Below are 26,350 nucleotides of genomic sequence, written 5' to 3'. Positions count from 1 at the left end.
AATCTTTGGATAACATGATTATATTGCCACGGACTTATGCAACTGTGCCATTATGATAATAAGAATCGTATTATACAAGAGAAAATATCATCTCCAGTTGATGTGGGCAAAAATGGAAAAACTATAGACTATGTTTATTATGATCCAAATGTCAGGAGAGGGAAAAAGGTAAAAGCTGTAATAACTAATGTATCTACTACTGATTCTATTGTTACAACAATGATATATAATCGTACTGCTTTACCTGTATTAAAAATTGAAAATAGTGATTCAATAGTTTACCAATATGATAGTGCTGATAACTTAATTAAGGTACGAACGGTAGGATACCCGACAGAGGATAAATATACAGATTATGGATTGAGAGTTTCTCATTTCAATAATTCTACAGGTAAATCGACATATGAATATAATAATTTCAATGAATTAGTTAAAGAAGTTGATGGTCAAGGAAATAAGATTGAATATGCTTATGATAAAGAGGGAAGAATAATAACAAAAACGACAGGAAAAAATACTGTTCATTATATTTATGACGCACTTACTGGTTGGCTAAAAGGAATTGAATCATTATCACATAAACTGGAATATTTATATGATAATATAGGACGGGTTATTGAAGAAAAGAAAACGACATTAGGGATACCGATGGTCAAGAAATATCAGTATGACAACTTTGGACGTTTATCAGTGTATACTTCTCCGTCTGGTTTCAAGCAAAAGAATGTATATGATGATAGATTTTGTGAATTGGTTGAGATTCGTGATATAACTACAGGCGATTCAAAAATTCTATGGAAACGCACGAAGGTCGATTCTTTGGGATATATTTCACAGGTTATTAATGGAGATAATCGAACAGTAGATTATACGTATAATAATCGTGGAGAATATACACATATTTATTCTCCGGGCGTTATTGATTTTTTATATCAATATGATCATCGTGATTTGATGCTTTCACGTAAAGAAAAGTTTTATACGGATGATTTATGGAAAGGATTTGATGAGCATTTCAGCTATGATACTTATGAAAGGCTTATTGCATCTGAAAGAAAAGGAAAAACAGGCCAAGAGGTTTCATATTCTTCCGGTTATCGGATTGCATCAAAATCCGACATAGGGAGTTATTTATATACTAGCGATAAATCTCGAATTCATAGCATATCCACAGTGTCAGAAAGAGATTATTATCCTTCACAGATATTAACCTTTTCAACAAATAATCGTATTGCTACAATACAAGAAAAAGATAAGATATGGACTTATGATTATGATGTAAATGAGATGCGTGCAAAAGCGGTGTTGGAAGAAAATGGTATTGTACGATTAACTAAATATTATTTTTCTAATTATGAAAAAGAATGTACTGATAACCAATCGACTGATATTGATTATATTTATGCAGGTGAAAATTTGGTAGCTTTAAGAAAGACTACTGAAAATCAGGTGGCTATATATTTTGTCTATTCTGATAATTTAGGTTCTATTCGATGCTTGACTGATTTTCAAGGGAATGTAGTACAACAGTTGGGGTATGACGCATGGGGGCAACGTCGCAATCCATTGACTGGCGAGAAATTGACTTCTATAGAATTGATCGATTCTTATCGTATTACGCGACGTGGATTTACAACTCATGAGCATATTGATGAAATGAACCTGATTAATATGAATGCGAGAATCTATGATCCTTTAATTGGTTGCTTTATTAGTGTTGATCCTCACGCTGCCATGAATTATATAATTAATCCTTATACTTATTGTAATGGCAATCCATTAAAATGGATTGATTTAACAGGAGAAGATATGTGGAGTACGTCTGACCCTGACTTGATAGACCGGATGTTTAATTTATACAAGGATGGCCAGAATATGTTTGGCAAACCTTATTCTGTAAGTAATGATTGGTTTTATCTAACTCATGATGAGTTTGTTAGAGCCTATGCAGTATATGGAGTTGCTGTATTTTCTTACAATGGTAGCTATGACTTGAGTAGTTATGGGACTATAAGTGATGGGGAAATCACAATTCATGGGAAGCTTCCGAAAAAAGAGGAAACTGGCATTCCTAGTGTAGGTGATGCTTATTCTATGATAAATTATGCAGTAGGGACATATACTGGAATAAAAGCTTACTCGCGTGTACATGATGGAATGTGGCGTGGAATGGATGGTAAATGGTACAAAACATCTTGGGGAGGTAACCAATATACAGGGGCTCGTAGTACTGTGATGAAAAAGGCTCTACGTTTAGAGAAAATTGGTAAATATATGTTCTGTCTTGATGCTGTAATTAATGGAGTTGTAATTTGGAACAATGCTTCTGAAAATAATTACGAACTTATATTCCAATCTTCGGCAAATATTGTTTTCGGATATATTTCTACTTATGGTGGACCTCCTGGAATGATTGTGGGAACAATGTATTATTCTATGACTTTCGCTCCTCATGGATTTATATTTTGTCCGATAACAGAACCGACTTTCTGTTCATCTGATAATACTTATGTTGAACCATATAAAAAAATATATTGAGAATGAATATACTTAAACAAATATATGAGATATATGAATATCTGTTTTATCGAACATATATATGGCAGCTTAGATTGTGGGGAGAAAAGCGGTCGCCAGAAGTAGCAGGGTTATTACTACCGACTTCATTGTTTACTTTTGTTTTTGTTGGCCCAATAGTTGGAGTATTACATTCATTGGAAGTACCAAACAATGAAGAGTTAGGTATACTTTTGGCTGTTATATTCACTTTTGTTGCTCATAGATTATTTATTAGTGATGGACAATATTTGTCTATTGCTGATAAATATCGTAATGAAACTAAAGAAAAACAACGACAACGTATGAAGCAAGTTTGGATTTTTTTAGCAATAAATCTTATTTGGGTAATATTCTGCATCTTCTTATTCATCAAAGTGATACCCCCGCCATCAAATGCAGATACCTCTAATAAGAATCCTTCTCCAGAATATATAGAGATGCTGAAAGATATAAGAGACCGACGAGCACAATAGAATATAAACAGTGAAATAAATTTGTTGTATAATAGATTATAATTTAGAACTTAGAAAAATGAGAATTATTTTATTTTTATTATTGGGTTGGTACACAATCGGAAATATACAAGCACAAATCAAAGAGCCTGTAAAGTTCAAAAATGAGTTGAAAATGACATCTGAAACGGAAGCGGAAATCGTGTTTACTGCTTCGATAGAGAAAGGATGGCATGTGTATTCGACCGGGCTAGGGGATGATGGACCTATTTCCGCTACTTTCAACATCAATGCGAGTAATCATGTAGAAACAATGGGTAAATTGCAACCTGTTGGAAAAGAAATCAGCATCTATGATAAGATGTTCGAGATGAATGTGCGCTATTTTGAAGATACGGTACAGTTTATCCAAAAAGTGAAATTTACAGGAAATGATTACTTTATGGATGGGTTTCTGGAGTTTGGAGCTTGTAACGATGAGAGCTGTTTACCTCCGACTCAAATTCCTTTTAAATATGGGAAAAAAGCAGAAGCAGATTTAATAGTTGTAAAAGGGAAAGAAGAGGCTCCGGTAAATGTGGTAGAGAAGCAATCGGAAAGTGATCTTTGGAAACCGGTAATCAATGAATTACAGGTGTTAGGTGAAGAACATTCTCAAGAGGATAAATCTTGGTTGTATGTCTTTGTCACTGGATTTCTTGGCGGATTATTGGCTTTGTTCACTCCCTGCGTATGGCCGATTATTCCTATGACTGTGAGTTTTTTCCTGAAAAGAAACAAGGATAAGAAGAAAGGAATTCGGGATGCATGGACTTATGGTGCTTCAATTGTCGTGATTTATGTAACACTGGGATTAGCAATTACTTTAATATTTGGTGCCAGTGCATTGAACGCTTTATCAACAAACGCCGTATTCAATATTCTTTTCTTCCTGATGTTGGTTGTTTTTGCAGCTTCTTTCTTTGGAGCATTTGAACTTACTTTACCTTCTAAATGGAGCAATGCAGTGGACAGCAAAGCGGAAGCGACGAGTGGCCTATTAAGCATTTTTCTGATGGCATTTACGTTATCTCTAGTGTCTTTCTCTTGTACAGGGCCGATTATCGGCTTTCTGCTCGTACAGGTTTCTACGACAGGTAGCGTGATTGCTCCTGCTATCGGAATGTTAGGCTTTGCCATCGCTTTGGCTTTACCATTCACACTGTTTGCTCTTTTTCCTTCGTGGCTGAAATCAATGCCTAAGTCAGGAGGGTGGATGAATGTAATTAAAGTGACATTGGGTTTTCTGGAACTGGCTTTTGCTTTGAAATTTTTGTCGGTTGCGGACTTAGCCTATGGCTGGAGAATCCTGGATAGGGAAACTTTCCTTGCGTTATGGATTGTGATTTTCGGACTAATGGGGTTATATCTGTTGGGAAAGATCAAGTTTCCGCATGACGGTGATGAAAACAGGGTAGGCGTGGGGCGCTTCTTTCTTGCGCTTGTTTCTTTAGCATTTGCTGTATATATGATTCCCGGACTTTGGGGGGCACCTTTGAAAGCTGTCAGTGCATTTGCTCCTCCTGTGATGACACAGGACTTTAATTTATATTCGAATGAGGTCCACCCCAAATTCAAGGATTATGAAATAGGTATGGAGTATGCACGACAACAGGGAATGCCTGTGATGATCGATTTTACCGGATATGGTTGTGTGAATTGTCGTAAGATGGAAGCGGCTGTATGGACAGATAGTAAAGTGGGTGGTATCATCAATGATAAGTATGTACTTATCTCTTTGTATGTGGATGATAAAACTCCATTGAATGAGCCTATAAATGTTGTGGAGAATGATACGGAACGCACTTTACGAACAGTAGGCGATAAATGGAGCTATCTGCAACGGGTGAAGTTTGGAGCAAATGCCCAACCTTTTTATGTATTGCTGGATAATGACGGTAATCCGTTGAATAAATCTTATGCATATAATGAAGATATTCCAAAATATATAGAGTTCCTGCAGGAAGGGCTGGAGCGATATGTGAAATGATGAATATTAGACATTCAGCTTGTATGTTTTGGCTTATAGCTAAAGTTTGGAATGAGAAAAAGAATAATTCTTTTTGGGCATTTTCATAGAAATACATAGAATAGTGTTATCTTTGTAAAGTGACATCGGGTTTAATAGAGCAAATTGTATAATAATATTTGTATCTGACATATAAGCAGCATGAGGGCGAAAATTTCTGCTGTGATGCTCTGAATTACATGATCTGAAAATGTGAATGTTGCCCTTGTCAAGATGGGCAGATTAAGATAAAGATCCCTCGTGGATCGGCTGCCTGTGAAGGTCGCTCTATTGTTTGTTTTGTTTGTGTTTTGGTGCACCTTTTTTCTGATAAAGAATAAGGTGCACTCTTTTTATAGTTATGTATATGTAATATTAAATATATTTTTGAAGAAAAAAGAAGATGGGTGAAAAAGCTTCAATGTGGAATCTATGGCACGGCTGTCACAAATTAAGTGAAGGCTGCCGTCATTGTTATGTATACCGGACGGATGGTAAATATGGAAAAGACAGTTCGGTGGTGGCAAAGACAGAAAAGTTCGATTTACCCTTGCAGCGTAAAAAGAATGGTACGTATAAGATACCTTCGGGGAATTTGGTATATACCTGTTTTACTTCAGATTTTCTCATTGAAGATGCGGACGAATGGCGTGCCGAAGCGTGGGAGATGATGCGGATACGGCAGGATCTTCGTTTCCTCTTTATCACTAAACGGATAGACCGGTTGCAACAGTGTCTGCCTCCCGATTGGGGAGATGGCTATGACAATGTGACCATCTGCTGCACGATGGAGAACCAGGATAGAGTGGATTATCGTTTACCTATTTATAAAGAAATCCCTATTAAACATAAAATCATTATCTGCGAGCCGCTTCTTAGTCGGATTGATTTCAGAGGTGAGCTGGGAGAGTGGGTGGAACAGGTAGTGGCAGGAGGAGAGTCAGGCAAAGAAGTTCGAGTATGTGACTACGAGTGGGTATTGGATATCCGGCAGCAATGTATAGATGCGAATGTCGGTTTTTGGTTTAAGCAGACAGGGAGTTATTTATTAAAAGACGGACATGAGTATAAGGTTGCACGACAATTTCAACATTCGCAGGCGAGAAAGGCGGAGTTGAATTATACACCTGATAAATAAGAAATAAAGATTAATACAGATCTTTTTTACTGAAAGCGAGGGTTGCTTAGCAATCTTCGCTTTCGTTTTATTGAGTACAAAATACGGATAATCACGTCTTTTTATAAAGATATTGTGTAAATTTTAAATTATCCATATTAATGAAACAGATAAAACTGTTACTTCTTTTAGCTTCCGCCTCCGTTACGGGAGCACTTGCGCAAAGCAATGGATTGACGGATATGAGTCAGAGCCGTTTTGCGAAGATGGCGAATACCGGAATCAGTGCCGTACATTGGACAGATGGATTCTGGGGAGATCGCTTTCAGGTATTTAGCCGGACTTCCCTGCAAAGTATGTGGAACACTTGGAACACGCCGGAGATCTCTCACGGTTTCCGTAATTTTGAGATTGCCGCTGGTGTGTGTAAGGGTGAACATTGGGGACCTCCGTTCCATGACGGAGATATGTATAAATGGATGGAGGGTGTGGCTTCTGTCTATGCTGTCAATAAAGATCCGGAACTGGATAAGTTAATGGATAACTTTATTACTTGTGTCGTAAAAGCCCAACGTGCAGATGGTTATATACATACGCCTGTTGTTATCGAAGAACTGAATAAAGGTATTGACTCTCATGCATTAGGGGATCAGCATAAACAAACGGTCATCGGAACGAAAGTAGGTGACGAGAATGAAAAAGGAGCTTTTGCTAATCGGCTGAACTTTGAGACATATAACTTGGGACACCTGATGATGGCGGGTATTGTGCATCGTCGTGCCACCGGAAAGACTACTCTTTTTGATGCTGCCGTAAAAGCAACGGATTTTCTTTGCCACTTTTACGAAACGGCTTCTGCCGAACTGGCTCGTAATGCCATTTGCCCTTCACATTATATGGGAGTGGTCGAAATGTATCGTGCCACAGGAAATCCCCGTTATCTGGAACTTTCGAAGAACCTGATTGATATTCGCGGTATGGTGGAAAACGGAACGGATGATAATCAGGATCGTATTCCTTTCCGCGATCAGTATCGTGCAATGGGGCATGCCGTACGTGCAAATTATCTGTATGCAGGAGTAGCGGATGTATATGCCGAGACAGGCGAACAACAATTGATGAAAAATCTGACTAGTATCTGGAATGATATTGTCACCCGGAAGATGTACGTGACCGGAGCTTGTGGTGCTCTTTATGATGGAACGTCACCGGACGGGACTTGCTATGAGCCGGATAGTATTCAGAAGGTACATCAGAGCTACGGACGTCCTTATCAGTTGCCAAATAGTACAGCGCACAATGAAACATGTGCCAATATCGGAAATATGCTTTTCAACTGGCGTATGCTGGAAGTGACAGGGGATGCGAAATATGCTGACCTTGTAGAGACTTGTCTTTATAATAGCGTATTGAGCGGTATCAGCCTGGATGGAAAGAAATATTTCTATACCAATCCGCTTCGTATCAGTGCCGATCTTCCTTACACGCTTCGCTGGCCGAAAGAACGGACGGAATATATCAGTTGTTTCTGCTGCCCGCCGAATACATTGCGTACATTGTGTCAGGCACAGAATTACGCCTACACATTGAGTCCGGAAGGCATTTACTGTAACTTGTATGGTGCAAATACGCTGACTACGACTTGGAAAGCCAAAGGAGAACTGGCATTAACACAAGAGACGGATTATCCCTGGAATGGAAAGGTACGTGTAACGTTGGATAAAGTTCCTCGTAAGGCAGGTGCTTTCTCGCTCTTCTTACGTATTCCTGAATGGTGCGAAAAGACTACGCTCACAGTGAATGGACAGCCGCTGCAAACCAATACAAAGGCAAATTCGTATGCGGAAGTAAATCGTACATGGAAGAAGGGGGATGTAGTGGAGCTGGTGATGGATATGCCTGTCCGTTTGCTCGAAGCTCATCCGTTAGCAGAGGAGATTCGTAATCAGGTGGTCGTGAAGCGCGGACCGTTGGTTTACTGTCTGGAAAGTATGGATATTGCAAACGGGGAAAAGATTGATAACGTATTGATTCCCGCTGATATAAAACTAACTCCGAAGAAAATCACAATTGAAGGCAGTCCGATTGTTGCACTTGAAGGAATGGCATGTCTGGCATCTGCAACTTCGTGGGAAGGAGTGCTTTACCGGCCGGTTGTTCAGGCTGAAAAGACAGTAAATATCCGCTTGATTCCTTATTATGCCTGGGGAAACAGAGGAAAGGGAGAAATGACTGTATGGATGCCTCTTGCCAGATAGTCCGGATTGTTTAGTATACAGAAATGAAAAAAATCATGAAAAAGTTATTTGTAACGGCTATATGTATCTTGTGCAGTCACTGGCTATTGGCCGGTGAGATATGGATTTCTCCCAAGGGTAGTGACTTCAACGACGGAACTCGTCAATCTCCTAAAGCCACGCTGACTTCTGCCTTACGACAAGCACGAGAATGGCGCAGGACAGAGGATAACCGTATTCAAGGTGGAATCACAATCTATATGGAAGGTGGAACGTATGCCTTCCATGAACCGGTTTTTATCCGTCCGGAAGATAGCGGAACCAAGGAATCGCCCACAACCATTCGTTCGGTAGGCGATGAAAAGGTGATATTGAGTGGTGGAATCAGCATAAATGGATGGAAGAAGCAAGGGAAAGTTTGGGTAGCAGATGTACCGGTATTTAATGGACGTCCATTGGATTTCCGCCAGTTGTGGGTGAATGGAAAAAGGCAGTTCGTGCCCGTGATGTGGAGGATTTCGAAAAGATGAATCGCATTTGCAGTGTGGATGAGAAGAATGAAATTCTTTATGTACCTGCAGTTTCCATTCGCAGGCTTATTGATAATAAAGGGAATTTGAAAGCTAAATATGCCGAGATGGTATTACATCAGATGTGGTGTGTTGCCAATCTTCGGATTCGTTCAGTTGAAGTGCAGGGAGATAGCGCGGCAATACGTTTTCATCAACCGGAAAGCCGGATTCAGTTTGAGCATCCCTGGCCGCGTCCGATGGTGACGACAGACGGACATAATTCTGCTTTCTATCTGACAAATGCCCGTGAATTGCAGGATGTACCCGGAGAATGGTATCATGATATGGATGCCCGTAAAGTATATTATTATCCACGGGAAGGAGAGAAGATGCAGGAGGCGGAAGTGATCGTGCCTGCTGTTGAGACATTAGTACGGGTGGAAGGAACCTTGGATCGTCCTGTGTGTCATATTCGTTTCGAGAAAATTACTTTTTCCTATACTACGTGGATGCGTCCGTCAGAAAAAGGACATGTACCTCTTCAGGCAGGTATGTATCTGACAGATGGTTACCTGATTGAGCCGAAAATGCAACGGGATTACTTGAATCATCCGTTGGATAACCAAGGATGGTTGGGACGTCCCGCAGCTGCTGTTCGTGTGGTTGCTGCAAGACAGATTGATTTCGAGCGTTGCCGGTTCGAGCATTTAGGCTCAACCGGATTGGATTATGAAGAAGCGGTGCAAGGCGGTGTTGTTCGTGGCTGTCTCTTCCGCGATATTGCCGGAAATGGTCTGTTAGTCGGCAGTTTTTCTCCGGCTGCCCATGAAACGCATTTGCCATACGATCCTGCTGATCGTCGGGAAGTATGCACACAGCAACAAATCAATAATTGCTATTTCACGGAAATAGGCAATGAAGATTGGGGATGTCTTGCCATTGCTGCGGGATATGTAGGGGACGTCAATATCGAGCATAATGAAATCAGTGAAGTGCCTTATAGTGGCATCAGCCTTGGTTGGGGATGGACGCAAACTGTGAATTGTATGCGTAATAACAGAGTACATGCCAATCTGATTCATCATTATGCGAAACACATGTATGATGTGGCAGGTATTTACACACTCGGTTCGCAGCCGAAAAGTTATGTAACGGAGAATTGCGTGCATAGTATTTATAAACCGGGATATGTACACGATCCTAATCATTGGTTCTATCTTTATACGGATGAAGGTTCTTCCTTTATTACTGTACGTGATAATTGGACAGAAGGAGAGAAGTATCTGCAAAATGCCAATGGCCCGGGAAATGTATGGGAGAACAATGGCCCGAAGGTGGATAATGATGTTCGTGAACGTGCGGGACTGGAAGCAGGATATAAGGATTTACTAAATATCCAGTAGGTATTGACAAGTCATTTAACTGTAATACGTGATTCGTTCCACAGATATGGAACTAAAGGAAAACAATTGTAGAACTAAAGGGAAACAGATGTGGAACTAAACGTCAACCACTGTGGAACGAATTATTTCTTATGATTCAGTTTGTTAGTAATAGAAAGAAAAATGAAAAAGAAATATATGATATTGCTTAGTGCCTTGTCTTTGGCAAGCAGCACATTTGCCCAGACTTGGATATGGTATCCGGGAGACTACGAAATCTGGCTGGGAAATCAAATGAATAACCGTCGTACGGAACGAGGTGCATTTTTCCCTCCTTTTTGGAAAACGGACAGTCATTATGTTGTCGTAGAATTCAGCAAGCAACTGAATCTTTCTGAGCCGGAAGAGATCTTTATTGCTGCCGAAGGAAAGTACAACGTCAAACTGGATGGAAAGCTCCAGTTCGGTATGCCGGAAACCATGTTGCTTCCGGCCGGAAAACATAATCTGAACATTAAAGTCTGGAATCAGGCAACTCCTCCCACTATTTATGTGAAGGGAAAAACGGTGAATTCAGACTCTTCCTGGCGTGTAACTTACGAAGATAAAGAATGGATTGACGAGAGCGGAAAAGCCAGTGACACATCTGCCACTATCTATATGGATGCCGGATGCTGGAACTTTGACGGAGCTACCCAACGTCCTTCCCAATTCAGTCTGATGCGTGAACCGCAGCAACCTGTTACGAAGTCAGAACAGTCTGAAGGAGGTATCCTTTATGATTTTGGAAAAGAAACATTCGGGTTTATCACATTGAAGAATCTTTCCGGAAAAGGAAAAATAGAAATTTATTATGGTGAAAGCCCGGAAGAAGCAAAAGATAAAGCATATTGCGAAACATTGAACAAACTCTTGCTCGAACCGGGACAAGTGACCGACCTTGCTATCCGCAGCACTTCTCCTTTGAGTAATTCTGAAAACGAATATACATTGGAGAACAGCAAAGCCTTCCGCTATGTCTATGTAACTCACGAGCCGGGTGTACAGATTGGAGAAGTCTCCATGCAATATGAATATCTTCCTGAAGAATACCGCGGAAATTTCCGTTGCAATGATGAAGAACTGAATCGTATTTGGGAAGTTGGCGCATACACCATGCATCTCACTACCCGCGAATTCTTCATTGACGGTATCAAACGTGACCGTTGGGTATGGAGTGGCGATGCCATCCAAAGTTATTTGATGAATTATTATCTTTTCTTTGATAACGAATCCGTCAAACGTACAATCTGGTTACTTCGTGGCAAAGACCCTGTAACCAGCCACAGTAATACGATCATGGATTATACTTTCTACTGGTTTCTTAGCGTATATGACTATTATATGTATAGTGGCGACCGTCATTTTGTTAACCAACTATATCCGCGTATGCAAACAATGATGGATTACGTGTTGGGACGTACCAATAAGAATGGCATGGTAGAAGGTATGACGGGCGACTGGGTATTTGTGGACTGGGCGGATGGCTATCTGGATAAGAAAGGCGAACTCTCTTTTGAACAAATCTTATTTTGCAGAAGCCTGGAAACGATGGCTTTGTGTGCGGAACTGGTCGGAGATGCCAATGGTAAACAGAAATACGAGAAACTGGCTGTTGCTTTGAAGGCAAAGTTAGAACCTGCCTTCTGGAATAATCAGAAACAGGCATTTGTACATAACTGCGTCAACGGTCAGCAAAGTGATGCAGTCACCCGCTATGCGAATATGTTTTCTGTCTTCTTTCAATATTTGAATGAAGATAAGCAACAAGCCATTAAACAGTCTGTTCTGCTGAATGACAGTATTCTGAAAATAACAACTCCCTATATGCGTTTTTATGAACTGGAAGCCCTTTGTGCTCTTGGCGAACAGGATGCTGTAATGAAAGAAATGAAAGCCTATTGGGGAGGAATGTTAAAGGAAGGCGCCACCTCTTTCTGGGAAAAATACAACCCTGAAGAAACTGGAACGCAACATCTTGCCATGTATGGCCGTCCTTATGGCAAGAGTTTGTGCCATGCTTGGGGAGCGAGTCCTATCTACTTGTTGGGCAAATATTATCTGGGAGTGAAACCTATAAAAGAAGGATATAAAGAGTTTGCTATTACTCCTGTGTTGGGAGGATTGAAATGGATGGAAGGCACTGTACCCACACCGAATGGCAATATCCATGTCTATATGAACAGCAAAACGATGAAAGTGAAAGCAACAGAAGGGAAAGGCTATCTGACAATCAAAAGCCGTCGTTCCCCCAAAGCAAATATCGGAACACCGGAGAAAGTGTCGGAAGGAGTATGGCGGCTCTGGATCGATTCACCCGAAGAAAGAATTGTTACCTATCATTTATAATTCATTTGTTAATTAGTTAGTGGAGTAGTCCTTGATTAACGATCCTCTTTTATAGTGGAGATTGTTAATCAGGGACTTTTTTTATAGGAATATGCATTGCCTTTTCTAAATTTTACTACTTTTGTTTTGTGAAAGACACATAATTGTAATATGTCTTTTGTTCTTTTGGAAAAACGATTAAACAAAGTCCAAGGAATGTTAGATAAATCAGCTCAATACACTAATACGGATGACGAGAAGCTCTTTTCCTTCATAGAAAAAGGAGATAAAGGAGCCTTTACACAGGCTTATGACAGATATCATAAGCTGTTATATGTATTAGCTTACCGTTATTTAATGAATGCAGACATGGCAGAAGATGTAGTGCAACATGTCTTTGCCCGTTTATGGGAATTTAGGTCGGAACTACATGTAGGAATCAGCCTTAAGAACTATCTGTTCACTATGACGAAAAATCATGTCTTAAATCTGATTCGTAATGAGAATAGTGCAATCAGTAAGAACTATGAGATAGCACAATCGGCACCTGTCTACGAAGATAATCTGATAGAAAATCTGGAGAAGAAAGAATTGATGGCTTCTTTTTATAAAGCGGTAGATATGCTTCCGCCACAGAAACGCAGTATTTGTTTGATGAAAGTGAAAGAGGAACTAACGAATCAGGAAATAGCCGAACGGATGAATCTGTCTGTTAATACAGTCAAAACGCATTATTCGGAAGCATTGAAAATGCTACGTATTCATTTAAGTAAAATGCTAATAATTGTTACTTTTGTCACACTAATGACGTATTTGAGTGTCCACTATTTAAGATAAAAAGAGAATGAATCGACCTACTGATAAACAAATAGAAGAAGTGCTTGCCGGAGTTGCTACACCGGAGGATGCAAAGTTTGTGGCGGAATGGTTTGCCACAGAAGAAGGGAATACTTATCTGGATGCTGTGATGATTCGGGAGGCGGAATGTTTAAATGCCGAAACGGCAGAAATATATGTGGACCATATTATACCTTCAGAAAAGATGTACCACCAAATCCAAAAGAACATATCACGTAAACAGATCAAACGTATCTGCTTCCGTGTGGCTGCAATCTTGATTCCCGTTATTTTCCTGGTAGGTCTTTATTTACAGATCAATTCCCGGGTGGATTTATTCGGCACTACGGAATATGAGGAAATTCGTGTTGCCAAAGGAGAGCGGATACAGATGATGTTTCAAGACGGGACACGAGTTTATATCAATTCGGATTCCTGGTTGAAGTATCCTAAAAAGTTCGGATTGGGTAAACGGGAAGTTTTCTTGGTGGGAGAAGCCTATTTCGTGGTAGCCAAGAATAAAAAACGTCCGTTTATTGTTAATCTGAACGGACCTTCCGTTCATGTACTGGGTACTTCTTTTGATGTACAAGCCTACCCGGAGAATAAAGACATTGTGATCTGTCTGGATGAAGGACATGTAAATCTGACTCTCTCCTCTGCAAAAGAATACCCGTTACTGCCGGGCGAGAAACTGATATATAATAAAGAAAGTGACCAGTGCCGGATAATCAAGAACGATCATTCAAAGCAAGTCTCAATGTGGAAAGACAATGTGATTTCTTTTAAAGATACTCCGCTGACAGAAGTAGTCAAGGCTTTGAACCGCTGGTATAATGTAAACTTTAAGATAGAGGATGAGCAAGCATCGAAATATGTATATACGTTGACCTCGGATAATACGATACTGGAGAAAGTGCTTCAGGATTTGGAAAAGATTGCACCGGTAAAATTTGAATATGATGAAGTCCGGAAAGAAGTGACAGTCCGAATGAAACAGGACGGAAAGAAGTAAAATATACTGGATAGGATAATAGAATGAGGACAGGCTGTGTATATACGCAGCCTTTACTGTTTTAGGATAAGAATGTTATGAAATAAATTAGGCTTATGCAAAAAAACTCTTTTTTCTCTCACCCGCTTTTTTGACTTGTGTGTCTACTAAGCATAAATGAGATTTTAAATCTAAGTTTAACTTTAATCAAAGCAAGTAGTATGAAACACAAAGTTCTGCTCGTATTGTTGCTGGGGATAATCATAAGCGTTTCCGCTTCTGCCCAAAAGGTGACAATGAATCTTAAACAAGTAAAGCTGGAGAAAGTATTCTCTGCTATTACACAGCAAACTGGTCTTACGGTGGCTTATAGCCGTACGATCGTCAATCCGGATCGAATAGTGACGGTAGAAGCAAAGAATCAGGAACTATCCAAAGTTCTGAATGATTTGTTTCTCGGTACTAACGTGAACTATGAGATCGGAAAAACAAAAATTTATTTGAAGGAGAAAGTTACGGATTCTGAACAACAGACCAGTAATGCGAACAAAAGAAATATATCCGGTCGGGTAGTCGATGAGAAAGGAGAGCCGATTATTGGCGCCAGTGTGATGGTGCAAGGTAGCTCTTTGGGTACTATAACGAATGTAGACGGACGTTATACTTTGGCTAATGTTCCCGAAAACAGTACGATTACAGTCTCATACATCGGATATATTACGGTTAATTACGCTGCTACCAGCAGAAATCTGTCCCAAGTAGTTCTCCGCGAAGATAGTAAGACACTGGAAGAAGTGGTAGTGGTGGGATATGGTACGCAAAAGAAAGTAAACCTGACTGGTGCCGTTGCTATCGTTTCGGGTGATGAACTGACGACCCGTTCTGCTGCCAACTTATCACAGCTTCTGCAAGGTTCTGTACCGAATATGAACGTAAACTTTAGTTCGGGACGTCCCGGACAAGGGGGAAGCTTCAATATCCGTGGAGTCAACTCCATTAGTGCGGATGCAGCACCTCTGACTATTATTGATGGAATTGAGGGAGATATAAATAAGGTAAACCCCAATGACGTAGAATCCATCAGTGTTTTAAAGGATGCTTCGGCTGCTGCCGTATATGGTGCCCGTGCTGCTTATGGAGTTATTTTGGTTACAACCAAGAATGGAAAGGTCGGCAAGACCAATGTCAGCTACAACGGTCGTTTTAGTTTTGGTGAAACGACAACTTCTACGGATTTTGAGACGCGTGGTTATTATTCGGCCGGTATCAATGATATGTTCTACAAAACATATCAGGGCGTCCCTTATACACATTATACCCAAGAAGATTACCATGAATTATGGATTCGCCGTAATGATAAAGTGGAAGATCCTTCCCGACCATGGGTGGTAGAAAAAAACGGAGAGTATAAATATTATGGCAACTTTGACTGGTATAATTGTTTGTTTGATAATACCCGTCCCACTTGGGAACATAACTTGACGGTTTCAGGAGGAACCGAAAAAGTGAAGTACATGCTATCAGGCAACTACTATAATCAGAAAGGAATTATCAGAATAGATCCGGACCGTTTTAAGAAATATACGTTCCGTTCAAAGATCATTGCCAATATTACTTCCTGGTTTGAATTAAGTAACAATACTTCTTATTATCATTCTGAATATACTTATCCGGGGCTATCGGGAGTAAATGACGTTTTCACCAGAGCCGGGCGGCATGCTTTGGCAAGTATTGTGCCGATGCATCCGGATGGAACTCTGGTTTACAGAACAGGTCTGACAGACACAGGAGAAGTGGCAGATGGTGTGAGTGCCGTATTATTGAATGGCGGCCACCATAACCGGGATCGTGAATATGAGTTTGTAACTACGTTCGAGGCCGTATTGAAACCCATCAAACATTTTGAGGTTCGTGCAAACTACAGCTGGGCGCATTACAACCAGCAGAATTTGAATCGTTCCGTAGATGTATTATACTCCAGAAATCCGGGAGAAACAATCACAATGGATAACGGACGTACCAGAGGCAATTATTTGTCGGAAATACAAAACAACCAGATACGCCAGACTTTCAACTTATACGGGACGTATGACAATACCTTCGCAAATGCACATTCTGTAAAGGTCATTGTGGGAGGTAACTATGATTATAAGTATTTCAAGAAACTGGGAATGAAACGTAACGGGTTACTCTCTGAATCTCTCGATGATTTTAACCTGGCAAAAGGTGATGATATATCCATAACCGGAGGACAAGAGGAATATGCGATTCTTGGTTTTTTCTATCGTTTGAATTATGGATATAAAGACCGCTATCTATTTGAAGCCAGCGGACGTTATGACGGTAGTTCCCGTTTCCGTCGAGGACATCGTTTCGGTTTCTTCCCGTCGTTCTCTGCCGGATGGCGTGTCAGTGAAGAAGCCTTCTTTACACAAGCCAAAAACTATGTAAGTAATCTGAAACTAAGACTGTCTTACGGATCATTGGGAAATCAGAAAACAGTAGGCTATTATGACTATCTGCAACTGATTAATACCGGAGCGGTAATGAACTATGCTTTCGGAGATACTACGAAAGGCGATTATGCCTATGAGTCAGCTCCGAACTCTACCGATTTGACCTGGGAAACTGTAATCACAAAAAATATAGGTTTGGACTTGGGTTTTCTTAATAACCGTTTGAATGTATCTTTTGATGCATATATTCGTGATACCAAAGATATGTTGATGGCAGGAAAGACTTTGCCTGGCGTATATGGTGCCTCTTCTCCCAGAATGAATGTGGCAGACTTGCGTACGAAAGGGTGGGAAGCATCTGTTACTTGGGGAGATAGTTTTACTTTGGCAAGCAAGCCTTTCAACTACCGGATAATGGCTGGTATCGGAGATAACACCTCCAAAGTGACAAAATATGATAATCCCAACCGAACGCTGACTGATCCTTACGAAGGACAGCAGTTGGGCGAAATATGGGGATACGTAGTAGACGGTTATTTTAAAACGGATGAAGAAGCAAGGAATTATAAAGTGGACCAATCGTTCGTTAACCAAATGATTAATGCAAGCGCTTTGGATAATGGACTTCATGCCGGTGACCTCAAATTTGTCGATTTGGATGGTAACAACAAGATTGAACAGACAACATCAGCTAATGACCGGAAAGACATGAAAGTGATCGGTAACTCATTGCCGCGCTATAATTATAATTTCGGAATCTCTGCAGATTGGTATGGAATTGATTTTTCAGTTCTTTTTCAGGGCATTGGCAAACAAAATTGGTATCCTGGTGCTGAAACGTCCATGTTTTGGGGACCTTATTCCCGACCATACGCTAGTTTTATTCCTTCCGACTTTATGAGCCAGGTATGGAGTGAAGAAAATACAAATGCTTATTTCCCACATCCCAGAGGATATGTGGCTCTCGGTAGTAATCGTGAATTGGCAGTGGTTAATACTAAATATTTGCAGAATCTGGCTTATTGTCGGTTGAAGAATCTTTCTATTGGTTACACATTGCCGGATAAATGGCTTTCTAAAATAGGTTTCGAGAAAATACGTGTTTACTTTAGTGGTGAGAACTTGCTGACATTCACTAAGCTACATTCCGATTATATTGATCCGGAACAAGCATCGGCAAGTAACAGCTGGAAAACAAGTAAAAGTGACGCAAATATTTATCCCTGGGCAAAGACATACTCTTTTGGTGTAGATATAACGTTCTGATAATAATGAATATAAAGGAATATAGTATGAAAATAATGAAATATACATTGTGGGCGACTGTTGGTCTGTCGTTGTTATTTGCTTCTTGTGAAAGCATATTGGATATAAATCCGAAAGATCGCTTGACGACTAAGGATTATTTTACGAATGAAGAGCAATTACAGTTGTACAGTAACCAGTTCTATTCAAACAATTTTCCGGGTGACGGTGATATTTATAGGGACGATGCTGATATGCTGATTGTATCTCCTTTAAGCGACGAAGTGAGTGGGCAACGTGTCATTCCGGAAACGGGTGGAGGATGGAGTTGGAGTGCACTGCGATCAATTAATTTTTTATTGGATAATCTGGGAAACTGTAAAGACCAGAAAGTGCGCGACAAATATGAAGCCCTGGCACGCTTCTTCCGTGCTTATTTCTATTTTGAAAAGGTGAAACGTTTTGGAGATGTACCTTGGTACGATAAAGTACTCGGCTCGGATGATGCTGATTTATACAAAGCCAGGGATTCACGCGAATTTGTGATGGGAAAGATAATGGAAGATCTTAATTTTGCCATAGAGGTTTTTAAAGAAACCAACCGGACAAAAGAACTTTATCGTGTAACCTGGTGGACTGCCCAGGCATTAAAGTCACGTGTAGGATTATTTGAAGGTACTTATCGTAAATATCATGGATTGGGTGATTATGAGAAATACTTGAATGACTGTGTAAGTGCCTCTAATGAAATCATGACTGCTTCCGGAGGATATTCATTGTATCAATCCGGCTCACAGTCCTATCGTAATCTCTTTAAATCCGAGAATGCGATTGATGCGGAAATCATATTGGCAAGGGATTATAATAATGATTTGAGTCTGGTTCATAAAGTACAAGCTTTTGAGAATTCTCCGACATTAGGCCGCCCCGGACTTTCGAAAAAACTGGTCAATTATTATTTAATGAAGAACGGCAACCGTTTCACCGACCAGCCCAATTATGCAACAATGGAATTCAAGGATGAAATAGTCAATCGTGATCCGCGTTTAGCGCAAACAATCCGTACTTCAAATATAAATATGAATGTCACGATGACCGGATACCACTTGCTGAAATATGCAAATGATAATATGAGCTATACAGGTGATTCAAGCAATGACCTTCCTCTGTTCAGATTGGCAGAAGTTTATTTGAACTATGCCGAAGCAAAGGCAGAATTAGGCACACTGACGCAAACTGATATCGACAATACGATAAACAAATTGCGGACACGTGCAGGAGTCACGGGAAAACTGAATATGAACGCAGCAAACCTTTCTCCGGACCCTTATATGTGTGCTCCGGAAACCGGTTATGTGAATATCACAGGAGATAATAAAGGGGTGATTCTGGAAATCCGACGGGAACGTGCGATAGAGTTGGTCATGGAAGGCTTCCGTTATTATGATTTGATGCGCTGGAAAGAGGGGCAATGTATGGCCCAATCTTTTAAAGGATTTTATCTTCCTGCTACAGCTATCAATAAAGCGTATGATATCGATGGAGACGGAACAAATGATGTCTGTTTCTACACCACATCTTCGCAACCCAATGTTGGAAGTGTGACGTATGTAAAATTGGCTTCCGATGGAAGCGGCACCTCATTGTCAGAAGGTAATTATGGCAATTTATTGTGTTACAGTTGGATCGACCGTACCTGGAATGAGAACCGTGATTATCTATATCCGATACCAAGACAGGAAATAACCTTATCTAATGGTGTCGTAACCCAGAATCCGGGATGGAATGAATAACAAGTATAAAAGATATAAATAATAGATTTATGAAAAAAATAGTAATATACACATTGATTACCTTCATATTCTCTGTTTTCGCCAGCAGTTGTGAAGATAATAAAGACAATTCATTGTACTATCCTGATTTCACGTGGGATACAGGAGATGGCGAGGAAGACGAAGACCCCGTGACTGAAACGTCCATGCGTGTAGCAACTTATAACTTACAGGTGGAGACTGGTACAGGATGGACTAACCGACGGGAACGTGTGGCACAATTAATCAAAGACTACGATTTTGAGATTTGTGGATTCGAAGAAGCCAGTTGGGAACAACGTTCCTACTTAGGAACTCAACTTGCGAGTGATTATCAGATTCTCGCTTATGGTCGTGACACTGGAAATGACGATAATAAGGCAGGAGAGATGAGTGGCATTTTATATAAGAAGAGCCGCTACACATTACTGGATGCCGGACGTTTCTGGTTTTCCGAAACTCCGGAAATTCCTTCCAACGGATGGGATGAAACAAATTTCAAACGTTTCTGTGTATGGGGAAAATTCAAGGATAGCAAGACTCAAAAAGAATTTTATCTTTTTGAAACTCACATGCCTTTGGCTGATAATGCCAGAAAACATGCATGTCAAATGCTGGTGGATGCAGTTTCCGATAAAGCAAAAGACAATACTCCCGCATTTTGTACCGGCGACTTTAATGCGACTCCTGATGCTCCCGAAATAGCCACTACGATTTGCCAAAGTGGTATATTGAAAGATGCGTATCGGGAAGCAACCATTCAGCATGGTGCTCTTTTTACATTTCCTTCTAAAAAGACCAGAATTGATTTTATTTTTGTGAAACATGCTACGGTGCTTTCTACCCGCACTATTGTCAGTTCTTTATCCGATCATTATCCTATGGTGATTGTAGTAGAAATCTAAAATAAAAATGAAGATTATGAAAAACAAATTTTATCATATAAGTACATATTCGGTAATGAGATATTGGACCATTTTATGGATGGCTGTTTTATCTTTCTCATGCTCTGATTTTAATCCGATGGATTCCTATAGCCGTATTCCGCCGGATAGAAACACAGACATAGATGACGGAGATGAGGGTGACGGAGCAGGCGGGCTTTTTGAAAAAGGTTATGGAACAATGAACAAACCCTACCTCGTTATGGATGTGATACAGATTCAGAATATGAGTGAAGCCTTGGTGAAAGGAAAGATGATTTACTTTCAGTTGGGGGCTGATATTGATATGAAGTCTGTATCTAATTGGGAACCATTGAACTCAAACGGTGACTATTATATCTATTTTGATGGAAATAACCATATTATAAAGAATTTCACCTGTACAGACAAAGCGTATGCTAGTTTTTTTGGTATTTTGGCCGGGACTTGTAAAAATGTCGGTTTCTATAATGCCCATGTAGAAGCAGCTACTAATAGTGGGGCAGGGGTTATCGGCGGTTATATCGGAGTGAAAGCTCCGAACGCTGTAGAGAAGACAGGGCAGGTGGAAAACTGTTACGTCTCCGGAAAAGTGAAAGGAAAGTATGCTGGTGGAATAGCTTCCCGTATGGGTAGACCGTATGGAGGACAGATTTGTTATATCAAAAACTGTTATTCTACAGCAGAGGTTATATCTACAGGAGATGAATGTGGAGGTATTGTAGGTTCTATGTATGAAAACAGCGAAGTGTCGTATTGCTACTCTACAGGTGTATTAATTGGTGCCAATTCAGTGGGTGGTATTGCTGCCCTTCCTTCCGAAGGAGCAAAAATAACTGCCTGTGTTGCCTGGAACTGGAAAATAACGGGACCCGCTGCCAAATCAGGACGTATTAGTGGAGTTTTGTCTCAAGGTGAAAGTGGGCATCAGGCGGATCCTGTCGCATCTGAATGTTATGCATGGGAGGATATGATTTGTACAGGATTTGCTCCGGAGGATAATGCAGGTTCCGTTTCGGCAGGAAAATATGATGGAGTAGGCGAAAGTGTCCTGACTTTGCAGAATAGAATTGCCAATTGGGGGACTCCATGGCATAATGTTGGGAATATAGATATGGGATTCCCTATTTTGGAGTGGCAACTGGATAGAGGAGATTATGCTAGTTATGGAGGACATGACAATGAACCAGAAGGTGATTTTGCTAGTGGAGACGGGACTCAAAATAATCCTTATGTGATTGCTAATACCACCCATATTCAGAACATGAGCAAAGTCCTTATTGGAAAACAAACGACCTACTTTGTTTTGAGTGCGGATATTGATATGCAGGGGATCAAGTGGACGCCTTTAAATGGAGATGGTCCGTACGAGAAATGGATAATTTTTGATGGACGCAATCATGTAATTAGAAATCTGACTTGTGACTCCGGTTCTTATCCCAGTTTCTTTGGCGTATTGTGTGGAGAATGTAAGAATGTAGGATTTGTCGATGCAAATATCTCATCTACTAACCAAGGTATCGGTATTATAGCCGGTTATGTAGGATTAAATAGCGGTGCGGTAGGATTCACAGGTAAAATCATTAACTGTTATACTACCGGAATACTGAAAGGGTCGGGAGCAGCAGGCGGAATTGGTGGTATCTTCGGCGGTAATGGACGTATTGAGAACTGCTATACCACTGCTACTATTATTGATCAGATAAATACTGATAACGGCAAAGCAGGTGGAATTATCGGAAGGTTCCATGCTGGCAACACGACTTCATATATTGAAAATTGTTATGTAAGTGGTGACATCAGTGCTACTAAAGGCGGCTGGGTTGGAGGTATAGTCGGTAATATGGATAGCGGAACACTAAATATCAAGAATTGTGTGGCATGGAGTAATACCTTGTTAAACAATTCAAACCAGGCAAAAATAGGACGTATAGTGGGAGGACATAACAATAATGTTACTGCTGAAAACTGCTATGCTTATGACGGTATGATTCTGAAAGCAGGAGAAACTATATTTACCGTATCAGATGAGACATCACCGTCCGGTAGTAGTTTTCAGGGAGTAGCTAAATCTGCTAACGAGCTGAAAAACACTGTCACAAACTGGGATTCTTCTCTTTGGAAAGAAGGAGGCAACGGCTATCCGGTATTTAAATGGAGTAAATAAATTGATATTTAATGATTTGTAATATGAAGTGTTCTATAAATAAGAAATATTATTTTCTACTTTTGATTTTATTTTTTGCCGGAGGTCTTCCGGCAAAATCTTTCAACTTAGACAAAACGAAACCAGAAGATATTATTCGCCTTGCATCTTATAACATCCGTACCAAAGGAGACAAGGGGGATAAGGCTTGGGAAGTCCGTCTGAACGCATTGGTAGATGTTGTGCGACGGAATAAATTCGATATGTTTGCCATACAGGAAGGGCGTACCTCTCAATTAAAGGATATGATGATTCTGAACGAATATTCTTATATCGGTCGTGACCGTGACGGGGATAATAAAGGAGAACATTGTGCCATTTACTATAAAAAAGATCGCTTTAAGGTGTTGAAACATGGTGATTTCTGGTATTCGGAAACTCCGGATATACCTTCTTATGGTTGGGGAGCACGCTGTCGTCGGATTTGCACTTGGGGATATTTTAAAGACCTCCGGACTGGGAAGAAATTCTATGTGTTTAATTCGCATACGGATCATGAAGCAACAGAAGCAAGACGACAATCTTCGTTCATGTTGTTGGAACAGGTAAGGAAAATCGCAAAAGGTAGACCAACCTTTTGCACCGGTGATTTTAATGCCACTCCGGACGAAGAACCGATACAACTTCTCCTGAAAGATAGTTTATTACAGGATTCGTATGAATGTACTCTGACGCCTCCTAAAGGACCGTCCGGTAGTTTTTATGCCTATGACAAAACTGGAAAAACAGCTAAGCGCATAGATTTTATTTTTGTGACTCCAAAAATAAAAATACTTTCTTATCACACCATTGATGATGATATAAAGTATAATAAGTACTCTTCAGATCATTTTCCTGTAATGGTGGAAGGACTATTGAAATAAGAGAAAGATAATACACCCAATAAAATTTGTCGTCTTTTTCTGATAATTAAAAAAGAATTTACAACAACGAATAAATGGAAAAATATTTATTAAGTATTATGAAAAATAAGTTTCTGAATGTGGCTTTATTTCTGCTTTTGATGATACCTTGTTGTATCTATGCACAAGATAATCTTTCTGCATTGATTCCGATGCCCAATAAGGTCACATCAGATTCAGACATGGTGTTGGTGTTAGAGAATCAAGTCAATTGTTATATTGAGACTGATAGTTTGGAGTTTGAGTTGAATACGCTTTCTTCTATTTTTAATAAGAGATTCGGAATCAATGTGAAACGTTCTACAGAGAGCTCAAAATCAGTAGTACAGCTATTGATTGATAAATCTTTAAAAACAAAAGAGCATTATCAATTGAGTGTAAATGAAAAGAGATTGGTAATTAAAGGAGCTACTTCTGCTGCTGTATTTTATGGATTGATGACTTTGGATCAGATTTTGGCGGGTGATATTTGTGCTACAAAACAAAAAACAATAGCATCTGTTGAAATTGATGATTGTCCGAGGTTTGATTATCGTGCATTGATGCTTGACCCGGCACGTAACTTTTTACCTATTGATGATATTAAATTCTATATTGACCAAATGGTTAAATACAAATTTAATGTATTACAACTTCATCTGACAGATGATCACGGTTGGAGTATTTGGATTGAAAGTCATCCTAGTCTGGCAGGTGCAAGATTCTATACCAAAAAGGATATTCAGGAATTGGTAGATTATGCAGCTATGCGTCATGTACAAGTGATTCCAGAAGTAGATATGCCGGGACATACGGTTTTTTTATTGTCAAAATATCCAAATTTGGCTTGTATTCATCAGCGTCAAACTGAAAAAATTATAGGTAAGACAGGTCACATGATGCTTTGTGCCGGTAACGAGGAGGTTTATGCTGTGATGGATGATATAATTGGAGAAGTTGCTAAGATGTTTAAATCTCCGTTAATTCATTTAGGAGGTGATGAGGCTGATATACCTAAGAATTGGGCACAGTGTGATTTGTGTCGTACTTTGATGGAAAAGAGAAAATATACCAAGCCTTCTCAGTTGATGATTCCTTTTTTTGAAAATATTTTAGGATCTGTTCGCAAATATGGAAAGAAACCAATATTGTGGCTTGAATTGAACAATGTGTATCCGCCTGCTGACGATTATCTATTCCCATATCCTCAAGATGTAACGTTAGTCAATTGGCGTGAAGGTATGACTCCAACAGGGCTGGATTTTTCTGCCAAGAAAGGACACAATGTAATTATGGCCCCTAGCGAATATACATATTTTGATTATCCACAATATAAGGGAGAATTACCGGAATATAATAATTGGGGGATGCCTATTACCACATTAGAACGTGCATATAAATTAGATCCTGGATATGGTCGTCCTTTGGAGGCACAGAAGCATATTTGGGGAGTAATGGGACCATTATGGGGGGAAGCCATTATCGATATAAATCGTGCTACATACATGACATATCCACGTGCTTTTGCACTGGCAGAAGCAGGTTGGACACAAATGGACAATCGTGGTTGGGAATCCTTTAAGAAACGCGTTCTTCCTAATATCACTGAACTAATGAAAACGGGTGTTTCAGTTCGGGTACCTTTTGAGATTACAAGATAACCTTGTCAAAGGTGCGTTGCTATTTTCAAAATATCGTGCAAATGAAAAAGCCGGTGAAGTGATACGATTGACTCCTTGTAATTGTATTGAAGTAAAACGATTATATGAAAAAGATATTACTCTCATTTTTTATTGGTATTATGTTGATTGCCTGTAGTCAGAAAACTGTTTCTGTTCGTGAAGTTTGGACAAAAGAGCAGGCTAATGAGTGGTATAAGCAATGGGGATGGCTTCGTGGGTGTGATTTTATTCCGAGCACGGCAATCAACCAAATGGAGATGTAGCAGGCAGATACTTTTGATCCGGTTACTATTGATCGTGAACTGGGTTGGGCGGAAGAAGTGGAATGTATTCGTTCATTAACTAAATAATTCCCATTAAGATCGGTTCTTTTACGCTCGATATCCAAAGGAATAAACTATAAAAAAGAATCAAATTGTAAAGGTCGTTCATTACTATAAATGTGTAGATATATTTGTGTTTGTCTCGTTGATACCATTACTACCTTTACGTTATTTTCTTTTTCTTATACAAGACATTAATAAACTCATGAGACGTTTATAATAAAATGGGGAACAGTTTATTATAAACGGGTCTTACATTTATAATAAACGATATTTTGGGTAATTCACTAATAAAACGCGAATATATTAAACAAAACGG

The 26,350-nt window shown here is 39.8% G+C and carries 14 protein-coding genes and 2 pseudogenes; all 16 read left to right on the top strand.

Annotated features, from left to right (window positions below; translation table 11 throughout):
- Positions 1 to 36 precede the first annotated feature (36 nt).
- On the top strand, positions 37 to 2,538 hold the full coding sequence (locus tag DW862_RS24145; RefSeq protein WP_120070961.1) for an RHS repeat domain-containing protein: 2,502 nt from the start codon (positions 37 to 39) through the stop codon (positions 2,536 to 2,538).
- Positions 2,539 to 2,540: 2 nt separating this feature from the next.
- A complete protein-coding gene (locus DW862_RS24140; RefSeq protein WP_032848910.1) occupies positions 2,541 to 3,032 on the top strand; it encodes a hypothetical protein in 492 nt (163 codons plus the stop codon).
- 58 nt (positions 3,033 to 3,090) lie between these two features.
- The gene (locus DW862_RS24135; protein ID WP_049702873.1) at positions 3,091 to 5,040 is read left to right on the top strand and encodes a cytochrome c biogenesis protein CcdA; all 1,950 of its coding nucleotides are present in this window, start codon (positions 3,091 to 3,093) and stop codon (positions 5,038 to 5,040) included.
- Positions 5,041 to 5,461: 421 nt separating this feature from the next.
- The gene (locus DW862_RS24130; RefSeq protein ID WP_004318385.1) at positions 5,462 to 6,196 is read left to right on the top strand and encodes a DUF5131 family protein; all 735 of its coding nucleotides are present in this window, start codon (positions 5,462 to 5,464) and stop codon (positions 6,194 to 6,196) included.
- A gap of 140 nt (positions 6,197 to 6,336) precedes the next feature.
- Positions 6,337 to 8,433: a glycoside hydrolase family 127 protein gene (locus tag DW862_RS24125; RefSeq protein WP_120070958.1), complete on the top strand. Its 2,097-nt coding sequence runs from the start codon at positions 6,337 to 6,339 to the stop codon at positions 8,431 to 8,433.
- Positions 8,434 to 8,468: 35 nt separating this feature from the next.
- Positions 8,469 to 10,327: pseudogene (locus DW862_RS24120) on the top strand (right-handed parallel beta-helix repeat-containing protein).
- 162 nt (positions 10,328 to 10,489) lie between these two features.
- Complete coding sequence (locus DW862_RS24115; RefSeq protein WP_165861973.1) at positions 10,490 to 12,694, top strand: alpha-L-rhamnosidase C-terminal domain-containing protein; 2,205 nt, start codon at positions 10,490 to 10,492, stop codon at positions 12,692 to 12,694.
- Positions 12,695 to 12,889: 195 nt separating this feature from the next.
- Positions 12,890 to 13,510 (top strand): RNA polymerase sigma factor, encoded by a 621-nt coding sequence (locus tag DW862_RS24110; RefSeq protein WP_032848884.1) that lies wholly within the window; start codon positions 12,890 to 12,892, stop codon positions 13,508 to 13,510.
- Between the two features lie 7 nt (positions 13,511 to 13,517).
- Positions 13,518 to 14,525, top strand: coding sequence for a FecR family protein (locus DW862_RS24105; protein ID WP_115484774.1), 1,008 nt, complete (start codon positions 13,518 to 13,520; stop codon positions 14,523 to 14,525).
- Positions 14,526 to 14,725: 200 nt separating this feature from the next.
- Positions 14,726 to 18,226, top strand: a complete 3,501-nt coding sequence (locus DW862_RS24100) for a TonB-dependent receptor (protein ID WP_004313089.1) — start codon at positions 14,726 to 14,728, stop codon at positions 18,224 to 18,226.
- Between the two features lie 26 nt (positions 18,227 to 18,252).
- Complete coding sequence (locus tag DW862_RS24095; RefSeq protein ID WP_008017756.1) at positions 18,253 to 19,998, top strand: RagB/SusD family nutrient uptake outer membrane protein; 1,746 nt, start codon at positions 18,253 to 18,255, stop codon at positions 19,996 to 19,998.
- A 29-nt stretch (positions 19,999 to 20,027) separates the two neighbouring features.
- On the top strand, positions 20,028 to 20,921 hold the full coding sequence (locus DW862_RS24090; RefSeq protein WP_115484777.1) for an endonuclease/exonuclease/phosphatase family protein: 894 nt from the start codon (positions 20,028 to 20,030) through the stop codon (positions 20,919 to 20,921).
- A gap of 16 nt (positions 20,922 to 20,937) precedes the next feature.
- On the top strand, positions 20,938 to 23,106 hold the full coding sequence (locus tag DW862_RS24085) for a hypothetical protein (RefSeq protein WP_120070955.1): 2,169 nt from the start codon (positions 20,938 to 20,940) through the stop codon (positions 23,104 to 23,106).
- Positions 23,107 to 23,117: 11 nt separating this feature from the next.
- Positions 23,118 to 24,008, top strand: coding sequence for an endonuclease/exonuclease/phosphatase family protein (locus DW862_RS24080; protein ID WP_004318361.1), 891 nt, complete (start codon positions 23,118 to 23,120; stop codon positions 24,006 to 24,008).
- 98 nt (positions 24,009 to 24,106) lie between these two features.
- Positions 24,107 to 25,687, top strand: a complete 1,581-nt coding sequence (locus DW862_RS24075; RefSeq protein ID WP_004318359.1) for a beta-N-acetylhexosaminidase — start codon at positions 24,107 to 24,109, stop codon at positions 25,685 to 25,687.
- 104 nt (positions 25,688 to 25,791) lie between these two features.
- Positions 25,792 to 26,043, top strand: a pseudogene (locus tag DW862_RS24070) (1,4-beta-xylanase); the annotation flags it as partial.
- Between the last annotated feature and the right edge of the window lie 307 nt (positions 26,044 to 26,350).

The sequence above is a fragment of the Bacteroides sp. AM37-9 genome (assembly GCF_003603455.1).
Classification (GTDB): domain Bacteria; phylum Bacteroidota; class Bacteroidia; order Bacteroidales; family Bacteroidaceae; genus Bacteroides; species Bacteroides xylanisolvens.
The sequence above is the reverse complement of the archived record's forward strand: the minus strand, read 5'-3'. Positions and strand labels throughout refer to the sequence as shown.